The sequence below is a fragment of the Chamaesiphon sp. VAR_69_metabat_338 genome (assembly GCF_031423935.1).
GTDB lineage: Bacteria > Cyanobacteriota > Cyanobacteriia > Cyanobacteriales > Chamaesiphonaceae > Chamaesiphon.
In genome coordinates, this window is sequence record NZ_JANPGM010000123.1 from 1 (window position 1) to 11153 (window position 11153).

The following is an 11153-nucleotide window of genomic DNA, read 5'->3' on the forward strand; positions in this document are numbered from 1 at the left end:
TTATGTTCTGGCCGTTTAATCAAAAAGCTACTAAACAAATTGCGCGAATTGAGATTGCTGGGGCGATCGGTAGTAGTACGCGAAAAGCCGTGTTGAAGGCACTCAAAGAAGTTGAGGAGCGCAAGTATCCTGCTTTATTACTGCGGATCGATAGTCCTGGTGGTACCGTCGGCGATTCCTATGAAATTTATCAGGCACTCCAACGCCTGCAATCGAAGGTCAAAATTGTCGCTAGTTATGGCAATATTTCGGCTTCAGGGGGTGTCTACATCGGGATGGGTGCGCCGCACATTGTGGCCAATCCCGGCACGCTCACGGGCAGTATCGGGGTGATTCTGCGCGGTAATAATCTGGAGAAGTTACTCGATCGCGTGGGTGTTTCGTTTAAGGTCATTAAATCGGGGCCTTATAAAGATATTTTGTCATTCGATCGCGAGTTAACCGCACCGGAGGAACAAATTCTCCAAACTCTCATCGATAGTACTTACGAGCAATTCGTCCAGACTGTGGCCGAATCTCGCCATCTCGATCCCGCAACGGTGCGAACTTTTGCAGACGGACGGATTTTTACGGGCGAACAAGCGGTAGAATTTGGGGTGGTCGATCGACTGGGATCGGAGGAAGATGCGCGGCTGTGGGCGGCAGAATTAGCCGGATTAGATCCCCAAAAAGCCAAGCTACAAACGATCGAAGAACGGAAGCCTTTATTGAGTAGAATATTACAAAATCAAGTTTCTGAGTTCGCAACAGTAGTATCGGCTGTAGACTGGGTACAATTTGAATTAAGCACTAGCGGACAACCTTTATGGTTATATCGTCCCTAAATGGCGTAATCTATATAGAAATTTGCGGAGGGTGATGGCGTGGAGTGGCAGATGAGAGCAATTCGTGGGGCGACGACAGCGAGCGAAAATACGGAAGGCGCGATCTATAGTGCTGTCACCGAACTGTTACAAGAATTAGAGTTTCGCAATCGGATCGATCCCGATCGCATCATCAGCGTCATTTTTACTGCTACCAAGGATTTAGATGCCGTCTTCCCCGCCGCCATCGCGCGCCGGATTTACCCCAACTGGCAAGATGTCGCCCTCATGGACGTGCAACAAATGCACGTCGAAGGCAGCCTCCCTCGCTGCATCCGCTTTCTAATTCACGCCCATCTCCCCGCCGATGCGAAGGTTTATCATCCCTATCTCCGTGGCGCGAGTAATTTACGCCCCGATCGCAGTTTGGTGAGTTAGGCTTTTAAAGCGATTTATTTCTCAAAAGTTAAATGTGGTATTCAAGAGAGGGAGAATACTAGAATAAATTTACTACCATATGCAGAAAATGCAGTAGTCGATATTCGCAAACTACGCGATTACTGCCTCAATCCTGAGCACAGAGACGGTAAGCATAAGGCAAGACTGTTCGCAGCCACCCTGGGCATGACTGTGGATAACGCGGAGGAACTTCGCCAAATCCTGCTGGATATTGTTAAGAATCATGAAGTTAAGCTCGGTCGGCAAGATGACTTTGGGCAGCGGTACACCCTGGATTTTGAGATTTCATGGCAGAATAGAGAGGCAACGCTTCGGAGTGGTTGGATTATCGAGCCTGGTTCCGAGATCCCTAAAATGACAACCTGCTACCCTCTTTAGTGAGGTGGTAATCAGCATGATTAACACTGATTCAATTAATTTACTCGATGTCGTCGCGTTGACCGCTGACCTACCGCCGGATAATTTGTGGCGCGGCCAGGTTGGAACTGTAGTCGAGATTTTGGCGGATGGCGCAGCATTTGAAGTGGAATTTAGCGATCGAGATGGTCGTGTTTATGAGTCATTGGGGCTACGGCCAGAACAGATAATGGTTTTGCATTTTGAGCCGTCATTGCCTAAGATCGAAGCTGCTATGGCTACGGCATAAACTGCATAAGAATCCCAATGCACGCCGACTAGCGAAAAATTGTCGATGTGAGTTTGCCTATCGCGGGTGATTGGGGGCGTTAGACAAAGATCTCAACTGGGTTCGATAAGACGCTCAGCGTCTTATCGCCTAAAGCCTACACCCGATTTGCCCGTAATTGCCCGCAAGCAGCACTGGCACCTAAACCTTTGGAATAACGGACGCTGACGGCGATATGCTGGCGTTCGAGGACATCGACAAAGTCTTTGATATCTCTGGGTGTAGGCCTGTCGAAATCGGCATCTTCGATCGGATTATAGGGAATCAGATTGACGTGAGTTTGGAAACCGCGTAATTTGGTGGCTAATTCGGCAGCCTGGGCGGGATCGTCGTTGACGCCAGCGAGGAGGATGTATTCGACACTCAACCGTCGCCCCGTGATCCGGACGTAATCGCGACACTCATCGAGCAAATCGTCGATCGGATAATGTTCGGCGGTGGGGACTAATTTGGTGCGGAGCCTTTGAGTCGGTGCGTGGAGACTGACAGCCAGGGTGACTTGGAGTTCGTGTTCGGCGAGTTCGTGGATTTTACCAGGAATGCCTACTGTTGAAACAGTAATCGATCGCTGGGAAATGCCGATGTCTTTGTTGATACATTTTACCGCTGTGACGACATTGCTCAGATTAGCCAGAGGTTCGCCCATGCCCATAAACACGACATGACTGACGCGCTCCTGAAAATCTTCTTGCACTGTCAATACTTGATCGATAATTTCATGGGGATAGAGATGGCGGGTAAATCCGCCTTTACCCGTCGCGCAGAAGGTACAAGCCATCGCACAGCCGACTTGCGACGATACGCACACTGTCAACCGTTTCGACGTGGGAATGCCAACAGCTTCGACGATTTGGCCATCTTGAAGCTGGAGTAAGTATTTAATTGCCCCATCGCTGGAGACTGCTCGATGATGGATCGTCGATCGACCGATCGGCGTCTCCTTGACACTTTCTCGCCATTGTTTGGAAAACACGGTAATATCGGCTAAGGATTTAGCACCCTGCTGGTAAATCCATTGATATAACTGTTTCCCGCGATAAGCTGGCTGTCCTTGCTCCTGCACCCAGGTGGTCAATTCTGCTAAACTCAAGCCTAATAATGGCGTAATCGTGCTGTGAGGATTGGGATCTAAAGTAGTGACAGACATGTTTTTGAGGGTGACGATCGCAGGAGGTAGGGAACTTGGTTAAATAGTAATATCGGTGAAGATAGATCGACCAGCAAGCAGGTGCGATCGTCTGTGACTCGGAACATCATTTTAACCGAATAGCCGATCGATGTGGGGTGAATTTTGAGGATCGCTACTGCTGCTCTGACTAGTTTCTCAACGCTCGATCGTTAAATGATGTTCTCACCTGAATCTTCATAGTCCATCTTATGGCATTTCCCTATATTTAGTTGTAACTAGTTAATTGCTCCCTATCCCCTATCCCCTATCCCCTATCCCCTAACATGGCTAGATCGATCGAACAAGTCGGACAAGATTTAATTTACCTCAAAAAGGTTAGTAGCGAACTCGGCACAGAACTGACTACTGCTTACCAGAGTTATTTTACTGCCCTCTCGCCCACACTCAAGCAACAGTCAATTCAGAGTTGCTATCATTTGTGTACGACTTGCTATCCTGATGCTTTTTTAAAACTAAATTACAATCAGCGATCGCAATTACTCAAAACATTGCAACGCGTAATTGGTAATGCGATCGCTGCCTTAATGGTACATGTCGAACCGGCACGGCAAAGCGCGACTCAAGATGAGAATGATGATGAACCAACCGGCGAATTAACTTCGATCTCCATGATGCCGAATGATTGGTTTGCCACGCCCACATCCCTATCGACTTGGCAACAAAATTTGGAGGAAGAACTAGCTCATAGTTTGAAGGAAATTTCTTATAAAGTAAATCTCCTCTTGCAACAAGCCCGGGTTATGCCTGCTGATATTCCTAAGCCAATTTTGGAAGCAAGTCCCGAAGCAGATCGACAGGGAGAAAACACGATCGATGTGCCTAATTTATTAAGTATTTCGATCGAGCAAGACATCTCCGAGCAGCAGAGCGACGCGCCATTAGCAGCCAGATCTGCTGCGGCGAATGGTACCGAGCAGTCGGCTTGGATGGGCGACGAAACTAGCCTCGAAGAGCCAGATGAGTATCCGCAAATCGTCCAGATTCATAGTCTCTATCTGAGATTGACAGAAGTTGAATTTGCAGATGTCAATGTCTTGGGTTTGCGCAAAAATATCGAGCGACTAGCCAATAAAGTTAGCACATTAAAACGTGAATATTTCAAGAAACAACAAGAATTAAAAATCGCCGAAGCTGAATCAGCTTGGCGAAATAGTTGGTTTGAGAATTAACGATCGATAATCTCGATCGAGGTGTAGATTCACTAGAGATCGATCGACTCATTGTAGTAATCTTGATGTTCGTTGGCGTAGCCTACTGGAGGTAATCGCCGCTCAATTGAGCTAGATAATGAGGTGGATCTAAACTGACTCTGGCACATTGGCAGTTTCCTGCAATCTCATGAAAAGCTTGACATAATACATGCCAATTGGTGGTGCGGCTAGAATTCCTACGATACTCGAAATAATCGCCATGATGAGCGGTTGACGGGCAAATATCGCACCGGCAATCCCAGCAATAAACATGACTGGTAGTAGAATTGGAATTATCGCTAACATCGAACCAAAAACTCGCCACCAGCGACCTTTGACTAACTCAGAACTATATTTGAATCCATCGATCGCCGAGCAGTTTTGTGAGACGATTGCATAGAGTAAAAATCCCCATCTCACTGACAAATAAATGCCAGGAAGAATCAAACAAATAAAACCGACGATAACCGCTAAAACATACAGAAAGTTGCCTAAAATTAACTGTCCGCTCTGGCTGAGAGCTTTATTAACAGCACCGCTTAAATCGGCTGTTCCCTGCTTGAGATATCGATAGATAAAATAAATAGAAGTTCCAGTCAGAATTGGCAGCACTCCTACCGAATACCCGAGCGTCAGCACAGATGATACCCCGATCGGTAAAACGTTCTGGGCGATATTAATCAAGAGCGCAGGGCTAGCTATAATCAGTAATGGTACGTAAACTGGAGCAACCTGTGACAGGGAGTCACCTAATAGCTGGAATGGCGCGATCGGTTGCGATGGTTGGTTGAAAGACATAAAAGATAGAGGTATATTTTTAAAAGCGATTATGTTAGCAAAACACTATCTAGGTAAAACTGCAATATTTTTTAATATAAACACATATTCTCTTTGACAATCGACTTCAAGCTAGTCAAGAGGCTGTTTTCATCAATTTTTAGTTATTAAGTTTATTTAGAATCGATGTCCGACGAACCCGACTGGTTGCGAATTCAGAAAGCTTTAGCGATCGAAGCACAATATGGTTATACCGATTTAGTCGGACAACAATATCGCTTCGGTGAATTTTTGTGTTTGAGTTTTGGCAAACCACCAATACATACTAGTTTTAAAGATCGCCAACATTGGCGCGAATTAGCCTTTGAATTTGCCAAATATCACGATTTGACGCTAACCGAACGGAAAGTATTAATTACTAAAGCCAGTCAATTTCTGACGATCGCCCAACAAGTTGCCAATACCCAAATCGATCGAGCATCATCAAATTCAGCGACAGTTAGTGAAGATCGTCCTCAAATAATCCCAACTAGATCGCCAGCAATTCCTAAGGTTTCACCAGCAACAATTACCACAACGCATAACGATCCGACCTTAACACTCGATCGCTATCTCCGAGATATTCCCAAAATTGGCATCCGTAAAGCTGAAATTTTAGCGAGATTGGGATTATTAACCGTTAAGGATGTTTTGTATTACTATCCGCGCGATTATATCGATTATGCCAAGCAGATAAACATCATCGAATTAGAGCCAGGAACGACAGTAACTTTAGTCGGTATCGTCCGTAAAATCAACTTCTTTACCAGTCCCAAAAACAAAAAACTCAACGTCTTAGAACTCACCATCAAAGACGAAACCGGACAACTCAAAATCAGCCGCTTTTATGCCGGGACGCGCTATAGCAGTCGCGGCTGGCAAGAATCCTTAAAACGTAAATATCCCGTCGGCAGTTGGATTGCCGCATCGGGATTAGTCAAGCAGGGTAAATATGGCATCAATTTAGATAATCCCGAAATAGAAGTCTTAGCCGATGCCGATGCGAGTGTTTCTTCACTCAAAATCGGTCGCGTGCTGCCTGTTTACCCACTAATTGAAGGCATCTCGGCAGATACAGTCCGCGAAGCCGTCGTGACAGTGTTGCCAGCGGCGAGCAAATTAACCGATCCTTTGCCCACAGTCGTACGCGAACAATATGGCTTGGTGGATTTGGTGACATCAATTCAAAATATCCACTTCCCCGAAGATAGCGATGCCAAAGAAGCAGCACGACGGCGATTGATTTTTGATGAATTTTTCTATCTGCAATTAGGCTTCCTCCAACGCCGTCATCTGTTGCGACAGGTACATACTCAAGCAATAATTACCCCCACGGGCGCATTAATCGACAAGTTTAGGGAGATGTTACCCTTTCAACTCACCACCGCTCAACAGCGAGTCGTGAGTGAAATTCTCGCAGATCTCCAGCAAACCGCACCGATGAATCGGTTGGTGCAAGGTGATGTCGGTTCGGGCAAAACTGTCGTTGCCGTGATGGCAATTCTCGCCGCGATTCAGTCGGGTTATCAAACTGCACTTATGGCTCCGACAGAAGTACTCGCCGAGCAACATTATCGCAAACTCGTCGGCTGGTTCAATCTCTTGCATTTACCAGTCGAACTGCTCACTGGCTCCACCAAAGCTGCCAAACGCCGCAAAATCTACAGCGAACTAGAAACGGGCGAACTATCGATCGCGGTCGGCACACATGCTTTAATTCAAGATAAAGTTAATTTCCGCAACCTCGGCTTAGTCGTCATCGACGAACAACATCGCTTCGGGGTCTTCCAACGCGCCAAATTACAGCAAAAAGGCTCCCAGCCCCACGTTCTCACCATGACGGCTACACCCATCCCCCGCACCCTCGCCTTGACCCTCCACGGCGATTTAGACGTCAGCCAGATCGACGAATTACCAGCCGGAAGACAGCCGATTCAAACTAACGCCGTCAATAGTCGCCAGCGCAGCCAAGTCTACGAACTCATGCATCGCGAAATCGCCTTGGGGCGACAAGTATACGTCGTCCTCCCCCTCGTCGAAGAGTCCGAAAAACTCGATCTCCGCGCCGCCACCGAGGAACACGAACGGTTAGCTACCGAAGTTTTCCCCCAGTATCAAGTCGGCTTGCTCCACGGACGGATGGCTTCAGCAGATAAAGACGCTGCGCTGAGTGCATTTCGCGATAATGTCACCCAAATTATCGTCTCCACCACCGTCATTGAAGTCGGCGTAGACGTCCCCAATGCAACTGTAATGTTGATTGAAAACGCCGAACGGTTCGGCTTATCTCAACTCCACCAATTACGCGGACGCGTCGGACGGGGCGCACATCGCTCCTACTGCCTACTGATGAGCGGTAGTACTTCGAGCAACGCTAAACAACGGTTACAAGTGCTAGAACAATCCCAAGATGGTTTCTGGATTTCCGAGATGGATATGCAATTACGCGGTCCTGGGCAAGTATTAGGCACCCGTCAATCGGGGATGGCAGATTTTGCTTTAGCCAGTTTAGCAGAGGATGGGGAAGTACTATCGATCGCGCGAGATGCCGCCGAGAAAGTCATTTTACAGGATAAAGATCTGAGTCAGTCGCCACTATTAAAATCAGAGTTAGATTATCGTTTTCAAAAACTGATGGGAGGAAGTATTCTAACTTAAATATCAAGGTATTAGAGGCACTGAAATCGACAATGGCAGATTACATCCGAACTAGATACAATTAAGTATAAAATGACCAGAGAGTTTAGACGATGACTATAAATATTACCCTTCCAGAAGCAAACAACCACTTTTTAGAACTAATCCAACAGATCAAAACTGGAGAAGAAGTATTAATTTCTGAAGCTGGCATTGTCATCGCTCGAATTAGCCCAATGTCTAACGCTAAAATGCCTCGCGTCCCTGGACAAGACAAAGGACGTGTAACTATGTCTGCTGATTTTAACGAGCCTTTACCATCAGATATTTTAGATGGTTTCTTAAATCCGTCGGAGCCACAGATATGAATGCTTTGTTAGATACTCATGCATTTATTTGGTGGGTTACTGATGCGCCACAATTATTTCAGAATGCCAAGGAATTTATTGCTAATCCAGACAGCAAAATATTTTTCAGCGTAGCTAGTGCATGGGAAATCATCATTAAAGTCAATACTGGTAAACTGAATATACCTGAAGAAGTAGGTACTTATATTACATCGAGAGTTACTGACAATAGATTTGAGGTTTTAGGAATTGAATTGGCTCATGTTATACAAGTAGCTAAATTACCAGATCTACATCGAGATCCTTTCGATCGAATCATTATCGCTCAGAGTCAAGTAGTTGGGATGCCTGTTTTAACGATCGATCGTCTCATCGTTCAGTATGATGTTGATGTGATTTGGTAACTAAATCCAATGATTTGATATGGAGCGTGTAATTCAGATATTAGACATAGATAAATGCGCAGGAATATAGCTCCGATCTGCCAATCGTGCCATCACTCGATCGAGACTGAAGTTACGATCTACGTCTTGGAGAGTCATAGTCTAAACTAGTTTCTCAGAGCTTCTATCGATCGCGATCGAGTAAATTCTGTCCGTATTTTTCGGCTATCTCCAACCATAGATCGGTCACAATATTCAACTCCGCTAGAACTTCATCTAAAGTTTCTCCTTGAGCCATACAGCCTTTCAATGCCGGAATCTCAGCAACAAAGCCGCCTTCTGCGCAGGGGTAAGTTACGATTTCATATGGCATTAGTCATCTTCCTCTAGTTCTGGATCTGCTGATGCGATTAATTCTAGAATTTTTTCTACATAGAGTGCTTTTAATTTATCGTTCCGAACGGGAACTGCAAAAATTGTATCTGAATATATAAAAACATGGTGACTATCGGTAACTCGATCGAGATAAAATCCTTCGTATTCTAGTAGGTTGCGAATATCGGCAAAAGTAGCATTCTGAGGACTATTAGTCAGTCGCTCGATGAGTTTTTCTCGTTTGCCCATATATTGCTACGATCTGTTTTTAAAAACTAGGAATCATTCATCGATCGATTGTAGAGCCAGCATAATCTCTTCAGGATGAGCGTCTGCATACTCCCAGGCTGTATCTAAATCGCTCTGGGTAAGCTGGGGATACATCTGAAGGATATCTCGATCGCTACAGCCGAGATCTTGGGCGTTGACTAGCTCCCAGATGGCAATCTGGGTATTGGCGATGAAAGCTTCACCGCCGCTAATTTCTGGGGGTAGGGCAATTTCTGGCTGGGTACTCACCAAACTATGCGTCAATAATTGGATGACGCGCTCTTTTTCGGCGGGTGTCAGGGCGAGCAATTGGGATTCTAAGTCTTGGAGCGTCATAATTTAAGATAAGCCTTAGATATCCAAACTAGAGGATTATAGATTTTATTATGCCTTACAGCCATCTCGATGAGAGTAACGGACACAAATCCTTTCAACTACCTGGTTCGCGCCCTCATTATAATCCCGATCGACCCGGACAGGTCGAGCATATCAGTCTAGATTTGGTGCTGGACATTCCCAATTCGAGTTTTCACGGTACTTGTGCGATTCGGCTCAATCCGGTGCGGAGTAATATTGAGTCTTTGACGCTCGATGCGGTGGATCTGAAGATCGATCGGGTTCAAATTGACGGTACCGAATGTGAGTTTAATTATGATGGGGAATTATTACATATTCCCGTGAAGGTCGATGTTACCGCTGGTAAAATCTTGGATCTGGTCATTGATTATGGCGTAAATAAACCCCAACGGGGGATGTATTTTATCCATCCCGACGAACATTATCCCGATAAACCTACCCAGGTATGGACGCAGGGTGAGGATGAAGATTCGCGGTTTTGGTTTCCCTGTTTTGACTATCCCGGACAACTCGCAACTTCAGCAATTCGGGTGCAGGTACCGAAGGATTTTGTCGCGATTTCTAATGGTGAATTAGTCGAGCAGACTGTCTTCGGTGAAGATCGGGTTTATCAATGGATGCAAAAAGAGATTCATCCGACATATTTGATGACATTAGCAGTCGGCAGATTTAGCGAAATTGCCGCGAGTTGGAATGGTAAGCCAGTTACTTATTATGTCGAAAAAGGACTGGAAGAATCGGCAGAGTTAAGTATGGGGAAAACTCCTCGGATGATTGAGTTCTTCAGCGAGAAGTTTGGTTATGCTTACCCATATCCTAAATACGCCCAAGTTTGCGTCGCTGATTTCATCTTTGGGGGGATGGAAAATACTTCAACGACGTTGTTAATGGATCGGTGTTTGCTAGATAAACGGGCAGCTTTAGATAACTTTTTCACCGAAAGTTTAGTCGCTCATGAACTGGCACACCAATGGTTCGGCGATCTAGTTGTCATCAAGCATTGGTCGCACGCCTGGATCAAGGAAGGGATGGCTTCCTACTGCGAGGTATTGTGGACTGAACATGAATATGACAAAGATGAAGCCGCTTATTATTTACTCGGTGAAGCGCAAAGTTATTTGAGTGAAGATAGCGATCGCTACCGTCGTCCGATCGTCACGAATATCTATCGAGAAGCGATCGAGTTATACGATCGCCATTTATACGAAAAGGGTGCCTGCGTCTATCACATGATTCGGACAGAACTGGGCGACGAATTATTCGATCGATTTATTCATACTTTTGTCAATGACAACGCTCATAAAACTGTCGAAACGATCGATGTTTTGCGCGCGATCGATAAAGCCACCGGACGGAATTTAGCCTTCCTCTTCGATCAATATGTCTATCGCGGCGGACATCCAGATTATAAGGTTGCCTATAGTTGGGATGGGGATAGTAATTTAGCCAAACTAACGGTTACGCAAACGCAAGCCAAAGAGGGCGTACATACACTCATAAACGATCTATTCGATCTCAAAATTCCGATCGGGTTCGGTTATGTTAAAGATGGCGTAACAGATGTAAAAGTTACCAAAATTCGCGTCTATGAAAAAGAGCAAGTCCTCTACTTCCCCCTCGAAACTAAACCCGATTTTATCAG

The 11153-nt window shown here is 45.7% G+C and carries 14 protein-coding genes; 9 read left to right on the top strand and 5 right to left on the bottom strand.

Features of this window, described 5'->3' with window-relative positions:
- The first annotated feature begins 2 nt into the window (after window positions 1–2).
- The 4 genes from sppA to RMO84_RS03540 all read left to right on the top strand — a co-directional run bounded on the left by sppA (window position 3) and on the right by RMO84_RS03540 (window position 1908).
- Entirely contained in the window at window positions 3–824 is an 822-nt protein-coding gene (sppA, locus tag RMO84_RS03525; RefSeq protein WP_310487065.1) for a signal peptide peptidase SppA, read from the top strand.
- A 39-nt stretch (window positions 825–863) separates the two neighbouring features.
- Window positions 864–1241 (top strand): chorismate mutase, encoded by a 378-nt coding sequence (gene aroH / locus RMO84_RS03530; protein ID WP_396135761.1) that lies wholly within the window; start codon window positions 864–866, stop codon window positions 1239–1241.
- 63 nt (window positions 1242–1304) lie between these two features.
- Window positions 1305–1640 carry a DUF6883 domain-containing protein gene (locus RMO84_RS21280; RefSeq protein WP_396135762.1) on the top strand — a complete coding sequence of 112 codons (336 nt, stop codon included), beginning with the start codon at window positions 1305–1307 and terminating at the stop codon, window positions 1638–1640.
- Between the two features lie 19 nt (window positions 1641–1659).
- On the top strand, window positions 1660–1908 hold the full coding sequence (locus RMO84_RS03540; protein ID WP_396135763.1) for a DUF4926 domain-containing protein: 249 nt from the start codon (window positions 1660–1662) through the stop codon (window positions 1906–1908).
- 136 nt (window positions 1909–2044) lie between these two features.
- On the opposite strand, the gene rlmN is transcribed toward RMO84_RS03540, so the two are convergent.
- The gene (gene rlmN / locus RMO84_RS03545; protein ID WP_310487071.1) at window positions 2045–3094 is read right to left on the bottom strand and encodes a 23S rRNA (adenine(2503)-C(2))-methyltransferase RlmN; all 1050 of its coding nucleotides are present in this window, start codon (window positions 3092–3094) and stop codon (window positions 2045–2047) included.
- A 305-nt stretch (window positions 3095–3399) separates the two neighbouring features.
- On the opposite strand from rlmN, the gene RMO84_RS03550 reads away from it, so the two are divergent.
- The gene (locus RMO84_RS03550; protein WP_310487073.1) at window positions 3400–4305 is read left to right on the top strand and encodes a hypothetical protein; all 906 of its coding nucleotides are present in this window, start codon (window positions 3400–3402) and stop codon (window positions 4303–4305) included.
- 129 nt (window positions 4306–4434) lie between these two features.
- Here the strand turns inward: RMO84_RS03550 and RMO84_RS03555 are convergent, their stop codons facing one another.
- The gene (locus RMO84_RS03555) at window positions 4435–5124 is read right to left on the bottom strand and encodes a hypothetical protein (protein WP_310487074.1); all 690 of its coding nucleotides are present in this window, start codon (window positions 5122–5124) and stop codon (window positions 4435–4437) included.
- A gap of 165 nt (window positions 5125–5289) precedes the next feature.
- Here RMO84_RS03555 and recG point away from each other — a divergent pair, with 165 nt between their 5' ends.
- The 3 genes from recG to RMO84_RS03570 all read left to right on the top strand — a co-directional run bounded on the left by recG (window position 5290) and on the right by RMO84_RS03570 (window position 8530).
- Window positions 5290–7800, top strand: a complete 2511-nt coding sequence (gene recG, locus RMO84_RS03560) for an ATP-dependent DNA helicase RecG (RefSeq protein WP_310487076.1) — start codon at window positions 5290–5292, stop codon at window positions 7798–7800.
- A 92-nt stretch (window positions 7801–7892) separates the two neighbouring features.
- Window positions 7893–8147 carry a type II toxin-antitoxin system Phd/YefM family antitoxin gene (locus tag RMO84_RS03565; protein ID WP_310487078.1) on the top strand — a complete coding sequence of 85 codons (255 nt, stop codon included), beginning with the start codon at window positions 7893–7895 and terminating at the stop codon, window positions 8145–8147.
- Entirely contained in the window at window positions 8144–8530 is a 387-nt protein-coding gene (locus RMO84_RS03570) for a type II toxin-antitoxin system VapC family toxin (RefSeq protein ID WP_310487080.1), read from the top strand. The genes RMO84_RS03565 and RMO84_RS03570 overlap by 4 nt, the downstream gene beginning before the upstream one ends.
- A gap of 163 nt (window positions 8531–8693) precedes the next feature.
- Here the strand turns inward: RMO84_RS03570 and RMO84_RS03575 are convergent, their stop codons facing one another.
- From RMO84_RS03575 to RMO84_RS03585, 3 genes are read right to left on the bottom strand one after another with little or no spacing between them, the layout of a single operon-like run.
- Window positions 8694–8882, bottom strand: a complete 189-nt coding sequence (locus tag RMO84_RS03575; RefSeq protein ID WP_310487081.1) for a type II toxin-antitoxin system HicB family antitoxin — start codon at window positions 8880–8882, stop codon at window positions 8694–8696.
- Entirely contained in the window at window positions 8882–9133 is a 252-nt protein-coding gene (locus tag RMO84_RS03580; RefSeq protein ID WP_310487084.1) for a type II toxin-antitoxin system HicA family toxin, read from the bottom strand. The genes RMO84_RS03575 and RMO84_RS03580 overlap by 1 nt, the downstream gene beginning before the upstream one ends.
- Window positions 9134–9166: 33 nt before the next feature.
- Window positions 9167–9490, bottom strand: a complete 324-nt coding sequence (locus tag RMO84_RS03585) for a DUF433 domain-containing protein (protein ID WP_310487085.1) — start codon at window positions 9488–9490, stop codon at window positions 9167–9169.
- Between the two features lie 50 nt (window positions 9491–9540).
- On the opposite strand from RMO84_RS03585, the gene RMO84_RS03590 reads away from it, so the two are divergent.
- The coding region (locus tag RMO84_RS03590; protein WP_310487086.1) for a M1 family metallopeptidase at window positions 9541–11153 on the top strand (1613 nt) is incomplete at its 3' end.

Bases quoted from the DNA above. Each gene is read 5' to 3' on its own strand.
- RMO84_RS03575 (WP_310487081.1), bottom strand. From the start codon at position 8,882: ATGCCATATGAAATCGTAACTTACCCCTGCGCAGAAGGCGGCTTTGTT.
- rlmN (WP_310487071.1), bottom strand. From the start codon at position 3,094: ATGTCTGTCACTACTTTAGATCCCAATCCTCACAGCACGATTACGCCA.
- RMO84_RS03555 (WP_310487074.1), bottom strand. From the start codon at position 5,124: ATGTCTTTCAACCAACCATCGCAACCGATCGCGCCATTCCAGCTATTA.
- sppA (WP_310487065.1), top strand. From the start codon at position 3: ATGTTCTGGCCGTTTAATCAAAAAGCTACTAAACAAATTGCGCGAATT.
- RMO84_RS03550 (WP_310487073.1), top strand. From the start codon at position 3,400: ATGGCTAGATCGATCGAACAAGTCGGACAAGATTTAATTTACCTCAAA.
- recG (WP_310487076.1), top strand. From the start codon at position 5,290: ATGTCCGACGAACCCGACTGGTTGCGAATTCAGAAAGCTTTAGCGATC.
- RMO84_RS03565 (WP_310487078.1), top strand. From the start codon at position 7,893: ATGACTATAAATATTACCCTTCCAGAAGCAAACAACCACTTTTTAGAA.
- RMO84_RS03580 (WP_310487084.1), bottom strand. From the start codon at position 9,133: ATGGGCAAACGAGAAAAACTCATCGAGCGACTGACTAATAGTCCTCAG.
- RMO84_RS03570 (WP_310487080.1), top strand. From the start codon at position 8,144: ATGAATGCTTTGTTAGATACTCATGCATTTATTTGGTGGGTTACTGAT.
- RMO84_RS03585 (WP_310487085.1), bottom strand. From the start codon at position 9,490: ATGACGCTCCAAGACTTAGAATCCCAATTGCTCGCCCTGACACCCGCC.